This window comes from Acinetobacter calcoaceticus (assembly GCF_900520355.1).
GTDB lineage: Bacteria > Pseudomonadota > Gammaproteobacteria > Pseudomonadales > Moraxellaceae > Acinetobacter > Acinetobacter calcoaceticus_C.
Map to the genome: position 1 here is coordinate 861,146 of NZ_LS999521.1, position 16,479 is coordinate 877,624.

General features: G+C 39.4%; 13 protein-coding genes and 3 tRNA genes. 9 read left to right on the forward strand and 7 right to left on the reverse strand.

All coding sequences use genetic code 11. From position 1 onward, the window contains the following. The first annotated feature begins 26 nt into the window (after nt 1-26). From rlmE to AC2117_RS04085, 4 genes are all read left to right on the forward strand, one after another. Nucleotides 27-677, forward strand: a complete 651-nt coding sequence (gene rlmE, locus AC2117_RS04070; RefSeq protein ID WP_042898476.1) for a 23S rRNA (uridine(2552)-2'-O)-methyltransferase RlmE — start codon at nt 27-29, stop codon at nt 675-677. A gap of 133 nt (nt 678-810) precedes the next feature. Continuing rightward, complete coding sequence (gene ftsH, locus AC2117_RS04075) at nt 811-2,706, forward strand: ATP-dependent zinc metalloprotease FtsH (RefSeq protein WP_197731016.1); 1,896 nt, start codon at nt 811-813, stop codon at nt 2,704-2,706. 134 nt (nt 2,707-2,840) lie between these two features. Further along, complete coding sequence (folP, locus tag AC2117_RS04080; protein WP_227549225.1) at nt 2,841-3,692, forward strand: dihydropteroate synthase; 852 nt, start codon at nt 2,841-2,843, stop codon at nt 3,690-3,692. 132 nt (nt 3,693-3,824) lie between these two features. Next, nucleotides 3,825-4,139, forward strand: a complete 315-nt coding sequence (locus tag AC2117_RS04085) for a DUF5713 family protein (protein ID WP_003650079.1) — start codon at nt 3,825-3,827, stop codon at nt 4,137-4,139. Here the strand turns inward: AC2117_RS04085 and AC2117_RS04090 are convergent, their stop codons facing one another. Both AC2117_RS04090 and AC2117_RS04095 read right to left on the reverse strand, forming a co-directional pair. Beyond that, the gene (locus AC2117_RS04090; RefSeq protein ID WP_197730984.1) at nt 4,140-4,481 is read right to left on the reverse strand and encodes a hypothetical protein; all 342 of its coding nucleotides are present in this window, start codon (nt 4,479-4,481) and stop codon (nt 4,140-4,142) included. Nucleotides 4,482-4,557: 76 nt separating this feature from the next. Then, a tRNA-Leu gene (locus AC2117_RS04095) sits at nt 4,558-4,643 on the reverse strand. 195 nt (nt 4,644-4,838) lie between these two features. Here AC2117_RS04095 and AC2117_RS04100 point away from each other — a divergent pair. After that, nucleotides 4,839-6,602: an alkaline phosphatase D family protein gene (locus tag AC2117_RS04100; RefSeq protein ID WP_133972099.1), complete on the forward strand. Its 1,764-nt coding sequence runs from the start codon at nt 4,839-4,841 to the stop codon at nt 6,600-6,602. Between the two features lie 99 nt (nt 6,603-6,701). On the opposite strand, the gene AC2117_RS04105 is transcribed toward AC2117_RS04100, so the two are convergent. Then, nucleotides 6,702-6,787, reverse strand: a tRNA-Leu gene (locus tag AC2117_RS04105). Nucleotides 6,788-6,798: 11 nt separating this feature from the next. Continuing rightward, nucleotides 6,799-6,872: transfer RNA gene (locus AC2117_RS04110), tRNA-Cys, on the reverse strand. A 152-nt stretch (nt 6,873-7,024) separates the two neighbouring features. On the opposite strand from AC2117_RS04110, the gene folD reads away from it, so the two are divergent. Both folD and AC2117_RS04120 read left to right on the forward strand, forming a co-directional pair. Further along, nucleotides 7,025-7,873 (forward strand): bifunctional methylenetetrahydrofolate dehydrogenase/methenyltetrahydrofolate cyclohydrolase FolD, encoded by an 849-nt coding sequence (gene folD, locus AC2117_RS04115; protein WP_133972101.1) that lies wholly within the window; start codon nt 7,025-7,027, stop codon nt 7,871-7,873. Nucleotides 7,874-8,142: 269 nt separating this feature from the next. Beyond that, nucleotides 8,143-8,811, forward strand: coding sequence for a class I SAM-dependent methyltransferase (locus AC2117_RS04120; protein WP_133976187.1), 669 nt, complete (start codon nt 8,143-8,145; stop codon nt 8,809-8,811). Between the two features lie 21 nt (nt 8,812-8,832). Here AC2117_RS04120 and AC2117_RS04125 read toward each other — a convergent pair whose 3' ends face one another. Next, nucleotides 8,833-9,255: a hypothetical protein gene (locus AC2117_RS04125; RefSeq protein ID WP_042898480.1), complete on the reverse strand. Its 423-nt coding sequence runs from the start codon at nt 9,253-9,255 to the stop codon at nt 8,833-8,835. A 117-nt stretch (nt 9,256-9,372) separates the two neighbouring features. After that, the gene (locus AC2117_RS04130) at nt 9,373-10,704 is read right to left on the reverse strand and encodes an MFS transporter (RefSeq protein ID WP_133972103.1); all 1,332 of its coding nucleotides are present in this window, start codon (nt 10,702-10,704) and stop codon (nt 9,373-9,375) included. Nucleotides 10,705-11,077: 373 nt separating this feature from the next. On the opposite strand from AC2117_RS04130, the gene glpK reads away from it, so the two are divergent. Together glpK and glpD are read left to right on the forward strand one after the other, a co-directional pair. Then, nucleotides 11,078-12,586 (forward strand): glycerol kinase GlpK, encoded by a 1,509-nt coding sequence (gene glpK, locus AC2117_RS04135; protein WP_133972105.1) that lies wholly within the window; start codon nt 11,078-11,080, stop codon nt 12,584-12,586. 150 nt (nt 12,587-12,736) lie between these two features. Further along, nucleotides 12,737-14,254, forward strand: a complete 1,518-nt coding sequence (gene glpD / locus AC2117_RS04140; protein WP_133972107.1) for a glycerol-3-phosphate dehydrogenase — start codon at nt 12,737-12,739, stop codon at nt 14,252-14,254. A gap of 41 nt (nt 14,255-14,295) precedes the next feature. Here the strand turns inward: glpD and AC2117_RS04145 are convergent, their stop codons facing one another. Continuing rightward, on the reverse strand, nt 14,296-16,128 hold the full coding sequence (locus AC2117_RS04145) for a phosphoenolpyruvate carboxykinase (GTP) (protein WP_133972109.1): 1,833 nt from the start codon (nt 16,126-16,128) through the stop codon (nt 14,296-14,298). Between the last annotated feature and the right edge of the window lie 351 nt (nt 16,129-16,479).

Here is a 16,479-nt window from a genome sequence, read left to right on the forward strand (position 1 = left end):
GAAGTTTTTTTGATATTTAGTGAGTTATGGCAACACGCATTACAAACCAGAAATTGTCGAAAAGTAGTCGTGTATGGATGAGGGAACATCTAGACGATCCTTTTGTAAAAAAAGCACAAAAGGAAGGATATCGTGCTCGAGCAGCCTATAAACTTCTTGAAATTCAAGAAAAATATAAGTTGATCAAGCCAGGCATGACTGTAGTGGATTTAGGTGCAGCTCCTGGTAGTTGGTCTCAAATCGCTGGGAAACTCGTTGGTAGCAAAGGTTTAGTGATTGCTTCCGATATTTTACCCATGGATGCTTTGCCTGATGTCACTTTTTTACAAGGCGACTTTAGAGAAGAAGATGTATTTGAAAAATTGTTAAATATTTTAAATGGGCGACAAGTAGACATTGTAATTTCTGATATGGCCCCCAATACATCAGGTAATAGGGCCGTTGATCAACCTAGACAGATTTACTTATGTGAACTGGCTTTAGATTTTGCTCAAAAGGTTCTGGCTCCTCATGGACAGTTTGTTGTTAAAGTGTTTCAGGGCACAGGATTCGATGAGTTTCGTAAACAAGTAGTTGATAGTTTTGATGTGTTAAAGACAGCAAAACCAGCAGCTTCTCGGGCGCGGTCTAAAGAGGTTTTTTTGATTGGACAAGGGCGTAAGAAAGCATTGCGATAAAGTTTACTTGCCAAGCTCCTAAAAATTGTGCATTTTGTACTTTTAGGTTATCCGCAAGCAATACAGTTGCTGCTTTTATGACGATCGGCCAAGATTGGGCATGATCAAATTAGATCGATATGGGAATAAAGCTTTGAGCGATTACTTCAAGAATGCCGTATTGTGGCTAATAATACTTGGTGTTCTGATTTTAATTTTCAGTAATATCAGTGACCGCAATAAGCCTACTGCGATGAAATATTCAGATTTTGTTGCAGCGGTGAATAGTGGTCAAATTAAGCAAGTCACAATTGACGGTTTAAATATTAATGGTGAAAAAACTAACGGATCACAGTTTGAAACTGTTCGTCCGCAAGTTGAAGACACTGAGCTTATGCCAAGCTTAAATAAACAAAATGTTGTTGTAGAGGGAACAGCTCCGCAACGTCAAGGCATTTTGATGCAACTTCTCATTGCTAGTTTCCCTGTACTGTTAATCATTTTGTTATTCATGTTCTTTATGCGTAACATGGGTGGTGGTGCAGGCGGAAAGAATGGACCGATGAGTTTTGGTAAATCAAAGGCAAAAATGCTTTCTGAAGACCAGATTAAACTCAATTTTTCTGACGTCGCCGGCTGTGATGAAGCAAAACAAGAAGTTGTTGAAATTGTAGATTTCTTAAAAGACCCTGCAAAATTCAAACGTTTGGGCGCTACTATTCCTCGTGGCGTACTTATGGTTGGCCCTCCGGGTACTGGTAAAACGTTATTAGCTAAAGCAATTGCTGGTGAAGCCAAGGTTCCTTTCTTCAGCATTTCAGGTTCTGACTTTGTAGAAATGTTCGTGGGTGTGGGTGCGTCCCGTGTCCGTGATATGTTTGAGCAAGCGAAGCGTCACGCGCCATGTATCATCTTTATTGATGAGATTGATGCAGTGGGTCGTCACCGTGGTTCAGGTACAGGTGGTGGTCATGATGAGCGTGAACAAACCTTAAACCAAATGCTTGTAGAGATGGACGGTTTTGAAGGTAATGAAGGCGTAATTGTTATTGCTGCAACTAACCGTGCTGATGTGCTTGATAAAGCATTATTGCGTCCGGGTCGTTTTGACCGTCAAGTCATGGTTGGTTTACCTGATATTCGTGGTCGTGAGCAAATTCTGAATGTACATTTGAAAAAGTTACCTTCAGTCACGGGTGTAGATATGCAAGTCTTAGCGCGTGGTACACCAGGTTTCTCTGGTGCGCAGTTGGCAAACCTTGTTAACGAAGCTGCATTATTTGCTGCACGTCGTAATAAGAATACTGTTGACATGCATGACTTTGAAGATGCAAAAGACAAAATCTACATGGGTCCAGAGCGTAAGTCGATGGTTCTACGTGAAGAAGAGCGTCGTGCTACTGCTTATCATGAAGCTGGTCATGCAATTGTGGCAGAGATTTTGCCTGGTACAGATCCTGTTCATAAAGTAACGATCATGCCACGTGGTTGGGCTTTGGGTGTTACTTGGCAGTTACCTGAACAAGACCAGATTAGCCATTATAAAGACAAGATGCTAAACGAAATTGCGATTTTGTTTGGTGGTCGTATTGCTGAAGAAGTGTTTATCCAACAGCAATCTACCGGTGCCTCAAATGACTTTGAGCGAGCTACTAAAATGGCGCGTGCAATGGTTACTAAGTACGGTATGTCTGACAAAATGGGCGTAATGGTTTACGAAGATGAAAACCAGAGTGGTTTCTTTGGAAATGTAGGTAGTCGTACGATTTCTGAGGCAACTCAACAGTTGGTTGACGAAGAAGTGCGCCGTATTCTTGATGAGCAATATAAAGTTGCGCGTAATATCTTGGAAGGTAATAAAGATATTGCACATGCAATGGTAAAAGCTTTGATGGAATGGGAAACTATTGATCGTGATCAAATTCGTGACATTATGGAAGGTCGTGAACCACAACCACCTAAGGTCTATGTTGCGGAAAATCCAGTGGCTGCATTTGAACCACCAAAAGATGGTCCATCTACACCACCACCATTGCCAGCAATGAACTAAATAATTTAAAAAAGAGTCACAGTCATGTGGCTCTTTTTTTTATACGTGTATTTCAGGCAAAGCCGAAAAGAAATCAGCAGTATATCGAGCAGAGACTTGTTAAAATATTGCTGAACATTAAATTGGAGCTTGTCATGCAGCTAATGCCTTTACCTCATCAAATTCTACAATGTGGACAACTTCAGTTAGATTTATCACATCCTCACATTATGGGTATTTTAAATGTCACTCCAGACTCTTTTAGTGATGGTGGAAAGCATAATCAGTTAGATCGGGCCGTGGCGTATGCATTAAATATGATTGAACAAGGCGCCACAATTATAGATATTGGTGGGGAGTCTACTCGACCAGGTGCATCTGAAGTAAGTGTAGAAGAAGAGGTACGACGAGTTGTTCCTGTAGTTGAAGCTTTAGCTAAATATGACGTGGTTCTTTCGATTGATACAAGTCAGCCAGATGTTATCCGTGTAGCGAAAGAAGCGGGTGCGCATATTTGGAATGATGTACGTGCACTTACTCGACCAGATGCATTAAAAACGGCAGCAGAGTTAGATATACCTGTGGTGATCATGCATATGCGTGGTGAGCCCACTACGATGAACCAGCTAGATCAATATACGGATGTTACATTGAATGTGATGCAAGAGCTTCAGCAGCGCATTAATGAGGCTCTAGCTGCTGGTGTAAAAAAGCATAATATTATTATTGATCCGGGATTTGGTTTTGCAAAAAATGCTCAGCAGAATTTAAAACTATTAAAAGAGTTTTGGAAGCTTAATGATATGGGTTATCCAATTTTATCGGGTCTTTCTCGTAAACGTTTTATTGGTGAAGCTTTACAGGGTGCAGCAGCAGATCAGCGTGCAGTAGGAAGCGCTACGGGGCATTTGCTTAGTATTCAGCAAGGAGCATCCATTGTTCGTGCACATGATGTAAAAGCCATGCATGATGCAATTCTCGTTTGGAAAGCGATGGAACAAGCTTGAAAAATAAGCTTTTATAAACAAATCATGATTAATTAATTTCATAGATTGGATGATTGAGTCAGGGAAAATTGTCGTTATTATTTTGAAAATATGTTATAAGCGGCAGGTTTCTGCTGCTGTGTAAACTTTTGTATGTTCGAAGACTTACTTCTCCCAATGTTTGATGATGAGTATTATCCAGATATTTTAGTCGCTGAACTCAAGCAGTTAATTGAACAATTTGCCAAAAAAGTTCAAAAGTCTGCTTTAGCTGATCAGGATATCTATCGATATGCTCATCAAACTGTTATTGAAATTAATGAAATGAAACCACAGTTCGAAGATCTGGATTCTTCACTAGATGATAGTGCTGCTGACTATATTGCTGAGGCAATGATGATGGTGGCGCAGGGTGCAGGATATTTAGATCTTGAGATGGAAGAGCTGGTTGTGAATCGAGAGTGGTGATTACTCTCGATTCTCAATATTTTCAAATGCATCTAATAAATGACAAGATGCCTTTGAATGAATTTCGTTTATTTCTTTAATTTTTAACACTAAAACACCATTCTCTTGATAATCGGCATCTGCTAATAAACTGATCCAATAGGGTTCTCGTTCTTGTTGTAATGCTTTGAATTTATCTATGATCTGCTCAGGTGCTTTAATTAAGTAATCATCTTTGATAATAGAACAGCGTGAAAAGTACCAGTTGTCATCTTTGAAAGAAATAGTGCCAGAAAAAAGATCTGTAGCGTAAACCTTGGATATAGAAAGGATGCTACACAGAAGTAATAATATTCTTATCATAAAATTCATTTTAATTAGGTATAAAAAAACCAGCTTACGCTGGATTCTTTGTAACACCAAATTCAATATTAGAAAATGGTGCCCGGGGCCGGACTCGAACCGGCACGCTTTGTGGGCGGGGGATTTTAAATCCCCTGTGTCTACCTATTTCACCACCCGGGCATGTGCGCAATAATAGATGACAAGACGGGGATTGGCAAGAGAAAATCAGATAGTTTGCTTTATTTTCAATCAGTTCGTACATGTATTTAAAAATAAGGTCTACTTAAGTCATAATTTCTTCATCAAATTGATATCAGTTGTTCATCTTATCTACTTAAGTTTAAGGCACTCATTGCTTAAAACTTAGGTAGTTGTATGTCAGAGAAAATTTCACGCCGAGAATTAATTCAAAAAAGTCTATTCGGTTTTGGGGCGCTGTCTTTGCCTGTGGCTTTTACGGGTTGTAATGATGGCTCAGACGATGAAAGTGCAGAGGCACAAGCAGATTTTTTACATGGAGTTGCGAGCGGCGACCCTTTGCAGGATAAAGTGATTTTATGGACGCGATTAACACCAGTAGATCTTAGTGCGCGCCTTAAAGTTATGTGGGAAATTGCCACTGATAACCAGTTTAAGCAGAATTTAAAGACGGGGATGGTTGAAACGACCAAGACTGACGACTTCACGGTGAAGGTGGATGCAGCAGGACTACAGGCGAATACCATTTATTATTATCGTTTCCGTTTTGGTAATAAAATTTCATCTGTCGGTCAAACTAAAACACTACCAATAAGCACCAATAAAGTTAGTTTTGCCGTATGTTCTTGTTCGAATTATCCCGCTGGTTACTTTTATGTTTACCGTGAAATGGCAAAGCAGAATGTTGATGTCATTATTCATTTAGGTGATTATATTTATGAGTATGGGGCAGATGGTTATGCGGCGGAAGATGCAGAAAAACTTGGTCGAACCTTACCAACAGATAATAATAAAGAAATTATAAAACTAGAGGATTATCGCAAACGTTATGCACTTTATCGTCAGGACAAAGATTTGCAGGTAGCTCACCAGCGTCATCCTTTTATTGTAATTTGGGATGATCATGAGTTAGCAAATGATACTTGGCGTGATGGGGCCGAAAATCATGAAAGTGATGAAGGGTCTTTTTCTGATCGTAAATTAGCTGCTCTACAAGCTTATTTTGAATGGATGCCTATTCGCCCAGTTTCTAGCACAGATCATTTAAATATTTATCGACAGTTTAATTTTGGCTCACTGGTTGAGTTGACGATGTTGGATACACGTATTATTGCGCGTGATAAACAGCTTGAATATGCTGATTATATGACAGCTGTTGGTTTGGATGCTCAAAAGTTTCAGGCTGACTTAACTGATCCAAAGCGTACTTTAATGGGTTATACACAAAGGGATTGGTTGATTGATAGATTGAAGCAATCTACAGCAACATGGAATGTGATTGGTCAGCAAGTTCTAATGAGTAAAATGTGGATTCCTGCCGAGTTATTGTTGTCTTTAGGACAAATTACTTCGGGTGGAGCTTCGGCTGAAATCTTGGCTAAAATGAATGCTCAAATTACAGAGCTAGTCACCTTGAAATTACGATTGGAACAGGGCGATCCAACTTTAACTGTTCAGGAAAAGACACGAGTCACAACAGTAGTGCCATATAATCTTGATGCTTGGGATGGTTATTATGCTGAACGTGAAACCGTATATGAAAACTTAGCTAGTTTGAATAAGAAAGTTATTGTTCTGGCAGGCGATACTCATAATGCTTGGGCATCTTATTTGTATAGTCAAAAAGGTCAATATGTAGTTGTTGAACTAGCAACGAGTTCCGTTTCTTCGCCAGGGCTAGAAAAATATTTAAGTATTCCAATGGCTCAATTACAACAATTTGAATTTGCTTTTACTACGCTTATTGATGAGTTAGCTTATTGTAATTTAAACCAGCGTGGCTATTTGGTGGTTACACTAGATGATAAGCGGGTGCAGTCGGACTGGATATTTGTAGATTCAATTAAAAATGCAGAATATAAATTAGATACAAGTAGGCAATATCAATTGGTGTTAGATATGAATTTGACGCCTGAAAAAGATAAGCAAAAAACTGCTTAAATAGACGGGAGAGGGGTGCTAATAAGTACCCTTTTTTATAGACATAAAAAAACCAGCTTACGCTGGATTTTTTATTGCACCACTTTCAGTATTAGAAAATGGTGCCCGGGGCCGGACTCGAACCGGCACGCTTTGTGGGCGGGGGATTTTAAATCCCCTGTGTCTACCTATTTCACCACCCGGGCTTTACCAAATTTGGAGGCGGAGGTCGGAATCGAACCGGCGTCCACGGAGTTGCAGTCCGCTGCATGACCACTCTGCCACCCCGCCTACATTTGGTGATGCACATATTAGCAACCTTTACAGAAAAAACAATACTGTTTTTAGAGAAGATGAACATAAAAGCAACATCTAGAATAAAATTGTCCAAATAATCATGTATTATTGGCACATTGAATTCATGTCTACCTTGGAGATGTGCTGTGGCATTGGTTTTAGACGGTCGTGCATTAGCAAAGCAAATTGAAGAAAATTTGTCGGTACGTGTTGAAGCTTTAAAAGCTAAAACAGGTCGTACCCCGATTTTAGCGACTATTTTGGTTGGGGATGATGGCGCATCTGCAACTTATGTGCGCATGAAAGGAAATGCTTGCCGTCGAGTAGGCATGGACTCTTTGAAAATTGAATTATCACAAGAAACAACAACAGAACAATTATTAGCAGAAATTGAAAAGCTTAATGCCAATCCAGATGTACACGGTATCCTTTTACAGCATCCAGTACCTGAACAGATTGATGAACGCGCATGTTTTGATGCGATTTCGTTAGCTAAAGATGTAGATGGCGTAACTTGCCTCGGCTTTGGGCGTATGGCAATGGGTGAAGCTGCATATGGTTCAGCGACTCCAGCAGGCATTATGACCATTTTAAAAGAAAACAACATTGAAATTGCTGGCAAACATGCAGTTGTTGTTGGTCGTTCAGCAATTTTAGGTAAACCAATGGCAATGATGCTTTTACAAGCTAATGCAACGGTAACGATTTGCCATTCACGTACTCAGAATCTACCTGAGCTTGTGAAACAAGCTGATATTATTGTTGGTGCTGTGGGTAAGGCGGAACTTATTCAAAAAGATTGGATTAAATCAGGTGCAGTGGTTGTCGATGCTGGTTTCCATCCTCGTGATGGCGGTGGTGTAGGCGACATCCAACTACAAGGTATCGAAGAAATTGCTTCTGCTTATACACCAGTACCAGGTGGTGTAGGTCCAATGACAATTACAACTTTGATTCGTCAAACTGTAGAAGCTGCTGAAAAAGCTTTAGGTTAATTTAATTAACGCTAGGTAGTTATTGATACGCGTAACCGTCATCCGCAATTGTTTGAGGCAGGATTACATTAAAATTTAATGTTTTTGCGATGCTATCGAGTGTAGATAGTATTTGTCGAGTTTTGCGGATGACAATGGTTTTGCCTACTTTTCCCGAAAGCCTTGCGAAGCAGGGCTTCTCAGGTCTAACAGAAGGTTATTCTAAAAATTCAAATCATAATGGAATGACTCTGTTATGCTTGTTATATAAACGAATTAAAAGAACTCTGATGAGCTGCACCTTTCAACTTACCAAAGCCCCTGAACATTTACTTCAAGCCTTGCATGAAGTGATCCCTCATTGTGAGTTAATGGCACAGCAGTTGCCTGAAACGCTTATTTCTTTATGGTTGATTCCACCAGTTTTTCCAACTGATCGCTTAGATGATGAGGTGATTCGCCGAATCTGGAATGACACGCCGTACTGGATTTTTTGCTGGGCATCTGGTTTAGCAATGGCGCAGTGGTTGCTTGCAGAGCCGCATCATGTCAAAGGTAAAGTCGTACTGGATTTTGGTGCAGGCTCAGGTGTGGTTGCAATTGCAGCAAAAATGGCTGGTGCTAAAAGAGTAATTTGTTGCGATATTGATCAAATTAGTCTTGCAGCTTGCCGTGAAAATGCTTTGTTAAATGATGTTGAACTGGAATATTTAGACGATTTATATAAAGCAGAGCAAGTTGATGTTTTATTGGCAGCTGATGTGTTATATGACCAATGTAATCGTTTCTTTTTAGATGAGTTCTTGAAATTCGCGCCAGAAGTCTGGGTCGCAGATAGCCGTGTTAAAAACTTTAGCCATCCTAAATATCAAAAGATTGATGAAAGAAGTGCATCAACATGGCCAGACCTTGATGAAGCTAAAGAATTTAGAAATGTAAGTTTTTATAAGACGCTGTAAGAGAACAGCGTCTTATTTATATTATGAGCAGGTATAACGAACGACTTTTAGCGTACTTGGGCGTGCTTCAAGCGCTTGGCGAGTTGCATAATCTTCGCCATTGTTTAAACTTGGCGTATTAGATAAACCAAATGAGGCACGAGTTTCCCCCAATTGAACACCATAATGTTCTTGTTGAGCAGGGTTTGAAATCTCATTAATGCTTAGAACTGATAATTTATAAACTTTTTGAGCACCTAATACATTTTGACAAGCACGTTGTAATTTACGTTCATCTAACTGCTGATTAGTGCGGCTAGCCAATGTATAAGCTAAAGTTGCCGAAGTTTTTGTTTGGTTTTCAATTTGATAGCCAGTTGAGCCATTATATTGTCGAGGGGTGGTCTGACAAGCACTTAAAATAAACATGCTGCTTAATGCCAAACATAAAATACTTCTATTCATCAGTATCATCCTTATATTCTTATCTCTAGTATCTCATAAAACACAACGATTGTTGGGGCTTAATCGCACGATTTAAGCTAACATCGACTGGCGATATTAGCTCTTATTGCTAAAATATTAATGTTCTTTAATTTTTGAATGATGCTTGGTATCTTTCATAAAAATATAAATAATAAGTGAAATGAAGATCATAATACTGACATAAATAAAGTACCAAGATTCATGTCCAGCTTCTTTAAAACTTAAAGCAAAGAACTCTGCTGTGCCGCCAAACAAGGTATTGGCAATCGCGTAGGGTAAAGCTACCCCTAAAGCCCGAATATGCGCAGGAAAGAGCTCAGCTTTAACCACGGCATTAATTGAAGTATAACCTGTTACCATGACTAGGCCTGCCAAGCATAACCAGAAAGCAGTCCAATAGTTATGTGTGGTGGCAAGAGCATTGAATAAAATATAAGTGAATAAAACCCCAGTCACACCAAAGGCAATCATAAGTGGTTTACGCCCGATTCGGTCTGATAAAGCGCCGGCTACTGGTTGTAAACACATAAAAATGAACAGCGCTAGAGTGGTGATTTGGGTTGCTTCCGGTTTGGTAAAACCTGATGTATTTACTAAATATTTTTGTAGATAAGTAGTGTAAGTATAAAAAGCTAAAGTACCACCGGCTGTTAAGAACAATACTGTAAAAGCTTCTTTAGGATAATGCTTGAATAAGGCAAACATACCTGATTTTGGTTGGTCTGTTTCAGCTTGAGCATTTTTAAAAGATTGTGTTTCTAATAAGCCACGACGAATACGGAAAACAACAATTGCAAGTAAAGCGCCAATAAAGAATGGAATGCGCCATCCCCAATCATGCAACTGTTGTTCGGTTAATACCATTTGTAAGATTAAAAGAACACATAAAGCCGTCAGTTGTCCTGCAATTAAGGTTACATATTGGAAGCTTGAGAAAAAACCACGCCGATTTTTTTCAGCCATTTCACTTAAATAAGTGGCGCTCGCGCCATATTCACCACCTACGCTTAAACCTTGAATTAAACGAGCGACGACTAATAAAAGCGGGGCAAATACACCAATACTTTCATAACTTGGTGTCACAGCAATAAGAAGTGAACCTACACACATTAACGTGACAGAAAGTGTAAGTCCGGATTTACGGCCTTTACGGTCTGAATAAATCCCCATAATCCATGCACCGATTGGGCGCATTAAAAAACCTACAGCAAAAATGGCGGCAGCTTGAAGTAGTTGTGCAGTTTGGCTACCTTTGGGGAAAAAGGCATGAGCAAAATAGAGTGTAAATGCAGCATATACATACCAGTCATACCATTCGACGAGGTTACCGGCAGACCCACCTAAAATTGATTTTACGCGGGTTTTTGTATCTAAATGACTTTGTGGAGTTGTTGCGGTAGAAGGTTGATCAACCATGGGTCGCTCCATGTTTCGCTTGGGTTGAATATTAAAGAGAAAAAATTATTCCGTTTTACATAGTTATCTAGAGGAGTATTCCACTTTATTTTTTTTATGTCTGTAAAACAATGTTTATTATTTAAGCAAAGAAATATGTTGAATATTCATGTGATTTTAAATTAGACAGTCAATATTTTTAGCAGCAAAACTTTGCCAATATCTTGAGTGAACTTTAAGTTTGATAAAAAATCGGCAACGAAAAGAGGTGGATTAACGTAAAATACATATATTCGTTAAAATCAATGATATATTCCAAAGAAAATTTTAAAGAATACAGTTAGGCATGGTTCCCTTGGTGACATGAACTAGATGTATATGTGTAAATATAGAAAGGGACATTCAGATGTCAAACTGCCCGAAAAAATATATTGTTGCTTTTGATCAGGGAACGACTAGCTCGAGAGCAATAGTTTTAGATCACGATGCAAATGTTGTAAGTATTGCTCAAAAAGAATTTACCCAGATTTATCCTCAACCAGGTTGGGTGGAACATGACCCCATGGAGATCTGGGCAACACAAAGTGCAGTGTGGGTAGAAGCATTGGCACAGGCTGGAATTAAAAGTGAGCAAGTTGCTGCAATAGGTATTACAAATCAGCGAGAAACCACCATCATATGGGATAAAAAAACAGGAAAACCTATTTACAATGCCATTGTCTGGCAAAGCCGCCAAACTACAGAAATATGCAATCAATTACAAAAGGCAGGTTGGCAAGATCATGTTCGCAAAGTAACAGGTTTAGTGATTGACCCGTATTTTTCTGCTACTAAAATCAAATGGATTTTGGACCATGTAGAGGGAAGTCGTGAACGTGCCGAGCGGGGAGAATTGCTATTTGGTACGGTTGACACATGGCTAATCTGGAAACTGACCAATGGCGCCGCACATGTAACTGACTTTACCAATGCATCACGCACTATGTTATTTGATATTGAAAAGCTAGAGTGGGATGAATCACTTTTACAAGCTTTAGATATTCCTAAAGCAATCTTGCCTGAGGTCCGTAGCTCTTCAGAAGTTTATGGTTATACCCATACAATTAGTGGTCAGGAAGTCGGAATTCCAATTGCAGGTATTGCCGGTGATCAACAAGCTGCTCTTTTTGGGCAAATGTGTGTAGAACCGGGACAAGCAAAAAACACTTATGGTACAGGCTGCTTCCTGTTAATGAATACGGGGAAAAAAGCTGTCAGATCAGAGCATGGATTACTGACCACAATTGCGTGTGGTGCAAACGGTGAAGTGAACTATGCTTTAGAGGGCGCCGTATTTAATGGTGGTTCTTGTGTTCAGTGGCTTCGTGATGAGCTGAAAGTGATTAAGAATGCTAAAGACTCGGAGCTTTACGCAACACGTGTAAAGGATAGTAATGGCGTATATGTTGTACCTGCCTTTACGGGGTTAGGTGCACCTTATTGGGACCCGACTGCTCGGGGGGCGATTTTTGGTCTCACACGTGGAGCGAGTATAGAACATATTATTCGTGCAACTTTAGAGTCAATTGCTTACCAGACAAGAGATGTACTTGATGCGATGCAGCAAGATGCAGAAGAAGAATTACGTACATTAAGAGTTGATGGTGGCGTAACTGCGAATAACTTCTTAATGCAATTTCAGGCTGATATTTTAGCAACGCCAGTTGAAAGACCAACCATGAAAGAAACAACGGCTTTAGGGGCTGCGTTTCTTGCTGGATTGGCAACAGGTTTCTGGCTAGATTTGAATGAATTAAGGAATAAGTCTGCGATAGAGAAAGTTTTCGAACCACGTATGAGCCTTGAAGAAACTGAAGTCATGTATAAGGGGTGGTTGAAGGCAGTTCAGCGTAGTCAAAATTGGGCAGAGGATTGATGTCTTCTTGAATTAATTAAAGAGCAGAGTAATCAATGAAGAGCTAACCTAGTAGGTATTTAAAATTGATTATTCTGCTTTTTTGATTGTTGTTTCATCAATTTGATGTTTTAATTTTTAATAACATAAACAATAAAAAGAAAATGAGAAATGACAGTACAAGCTAATGATTATTCAAAAATATATGATATTGCTGTGATTGGTGGCGGTATTAATGGTGTCGGAATTGCTAATGATGCGGCAGGCCGCGGATTATCCGTATTTTTATGTGAAAAAGACGATTTAGCTAGTCATACCTCATCTGCGAGCAGCAAATTAATTCATGGCGGTTTACGCTATTTAGAACATAAAGAATTTCGGTTGGTTAGAGAAGCTTTAGCAGAGCGTGAAGTCTTGTTGGCTAAAGCACCTCATATTATTAAACCAATGCGTTTTATTATGCCTCATCGACCACATTTACGTCCTGCATGGTTAATTCGGGCAGGCCTATTTTTTTATGATCATTTAGGAAAACGAGAAAAATTATTAGGGTCAAATCTCATTTATTTCAAAGAAGATAGTCCTTTAAAACCAGCTATAACCCGTGGCTTTGAATATTCTGACTGTACTGTAGATGATGCACGTCTTGTCGTATTAAACGCATTACAAGCGAAAGAGAATGGGGCTAAAGTTGTAACACGAACCCGATGTATTAAGGCTTATAGACAACAAGAGTTGTGGCATCTGGAATTACAAAATGGGACTGAATTTTATCAAATACGTGCAAAAGTCTTAGTGAATGCAGCAGGCCCTTGGGTCGAAGAAATTGTTAGCAAAAACCTACAGTTAAAATCGCCATATCAAGTTCGGCTTATACAAGGAAGTCATATTGTTGTGCCTAAACTGTATGATTGCCATAAAGCTTTTATTATGCAAAACGAAGATCGACGTATTGTGTTTGCCATTCCTTATTTAGAAAAATACACATTAATAGGTACGACAGATCAGGAATATTTGGATGATCCACAGAAGGTAGAGATTACGGAAGTTGAAGTAGATTATCTTTTAATGGTGACAAATTCACATTTTAAAAAGCAGCTCACCCGTGCAGATATTGTAAGTCAGTTCTCGGGAGTCCGAGCGTTATGTGATGATGAGTCAGATAACCCTTCGGCAGTTACACGTGACTATACTGTGGCGTTGCAAGTGGAAGATAAAACCACTCCCTTGCTGTCCGTATTTGGTGGAAAGATTACGACCTACCGGAAATTAGCGGAATCAGCTCTGGAACAACTTAGCCCATTTTTCATAGAAATGGGAGAGGAGTGGACCGCAAATGAAGTATTACCTGGTGCAGAGAATTGGACCACACTTGAAGATTTAGTTATAAGGATTCAAAACCAAGTGGAAGGGGTAACTGAGCAGCTTGCTACGCGCTGGGCAAATGCGTATGGCTCTAGAGTTTGGAATATTTTGCATGAGCAAAAAACTCTTGAACAGTTAGGACAAGATTTTGGTCATGGTTTATTTGAATCTGAAGTTCAGTATTTATGTGAAAATGAATGGGCAAATACGGCAGAAGATATATTGTGGCGTAGAACTAAGCTAGGTTTGGCATTTGATGAAAAACAAGTAAAATATTTGGAAAGCTATTTGGCTGGACGTCGACAAAAAGATGATGCCGCATAATAAAAAAGGCCGCACATGGCGACCTTTTTTATATTTAGCAATTAGAAGCCAGTTTTTACAGCTTCAAGTAAAGCTGTTTGACGTTCTTTTAATGCTTTTGGTAAGCGTTCACCAAGTTTATTGAATAATTCAGTGTGGCTTTCAATTTCAGTAACCCACTGATCTTTATTTTGAGCTGTGATAAGGTCAAATTCTTCTTTAGAGAAATCAGTACCTTCCCAGTTCAAGTCATCGTAAGTTGGAACAAGACCAATTGGTGTTTCAACAGCGTTTGCACGACCTTCACAACGGTCAATGATCCACTCAAGAACACGCATGTTTTGACCGAAACCAGGCCATACGAAGTTGCCTTCAGCATCACGACGGAACCAGTTTACGTTGAAGATTTTTGGTAATTTATTACCAGCAGCTTCAGCTTTTGTACTTACTTCTTCACCAAGGCTTAACCAGTGATCGAAGTAGTCAGCCATGTTGTAGCCAGCAAATGGAAGCATCGCGAATGGGTCACGACGAACGATACCTTGTTGACCAACAGCAGCAGCAGTGGTTTCTGAACCCATAGTTGCAGCTTTATAAACGCCATCAACCCAATCAAAAGCTTCAGAAACTAAAGGAACCGTATCTGCACGGCGACCACCGAAGATAAATGCAGAAATCGGAACGCCTGCTGGATTTTCCCAGTCAGCATCGATAGAAGGGCATTGACCAGCAGCAACAGTGAAGCGCGCATTTGGATGAGCAGCTTTTTCACCATTTACGTGAGGTTGACCTTTCCAGTTAGTTAAGTTAGTTGGAATTTCTTTAGAAAGACCTTCCCACCATACTTGACCATCATTAGTTACCGCAACGTTTGTATAGATAACATCTTTGTGAAGAGTTGCCATACAGTTAGGGTTAGTTTTGGTATTTGTACCAGGAGCAACACCAAAGAAACCAGCTTCTGGATTGATTGCGTATAGACGACCATCTTCACCTGGTTTGATCCAAGCAATATCGTCACCTACAGTCTCAATTTTCCAGCCTTCATAGCCTGCTGGTGGAATTAGCATTGCAAAGTTTGTTTTACCACATGCAGATGGGAATGCTGCAGCGATATAGTGTTTTTCACCTTGTGGATTAGTTACACCAAGAATAAGCATATGTTCAGCTAACCAACCTTGTTCGCGTCCCATAACAGAAGCGATACGAAGTGCTAAACATTTTTTACCAAGTAATGCGTTACCGCCATAACCAGAACCGTAAGACCAGATTTCACGAGTTTCTGGGTAATGAACGATGTATTTTTCAGGGTTACAAGGCCATGCAACGTCTTTTTGCCCTTCAGTGAGTGGAGCACCTACGGTATGAATACAAGGAATAAATTCGCCGTCTGTACCTAACACGTCGTAAACTGCTTTACCCATACGTGCCATTTTGCGCATGCTAACAGCAACGTAAGGAGAGTCAGTTAACTCAATGCCGATATGAGCAATATGGCTTCCAAGTGGACCCATAGAGAAAGGCACAACGTACATTGTACGACCTTCCATTGACCCTTCAAACAAACCATTTAACTTTTCACGCATAACAGCTGGTTCTTCCCAGTTGTTTGTCGCGCCAGCATCTTCTTTCTTTTGAGAGCAAATGTAGGTACGATCTTCAACACGTGCAACATCAGATGGATCAGAATTTGCAAGATAAGAACCAGGATGTTTTTCTTGGTTTAATTTCTGCATGGTGCCGTTAGCGATCATCAAGTCGATTAGACGTTGATACTCTTCTTCGCTTCCGTCACACCATTCGATTTTTGCTGGTTTGGTTAAGTTTGCAATTTCTTCAACCCATGCGATAAGCTTAGGATGACGAACGAATTCTGGTGCGTTCACTGTGGTCATGGTGAGGCCTATTCAAAATATGTACAACAATGTACAAGTCATTCATTGAGGTACAATGAAAGATCAAATAAAAAAGTGGCTGTATTAAAGCATAAAATCATAAAAAAAATAAGACTAAAGAATAAGAAATAGATATTTTGGTTTTAAATTTTTCTTGATTAAAATCATCGTCTTATTGTTTTTTAGGGTGTTTTATTCTTTACATTTTTATGTTGTATGTGTGTTATTTATATTATTTATTTATTTTAAAATCAATGACTTGATGTTTAAATTTTTCTTGAGAATTATTATTGATTAAACAAATGATCATCATTCGAAATTTACATAAAGAGACTTTTATTAGGCGATTTT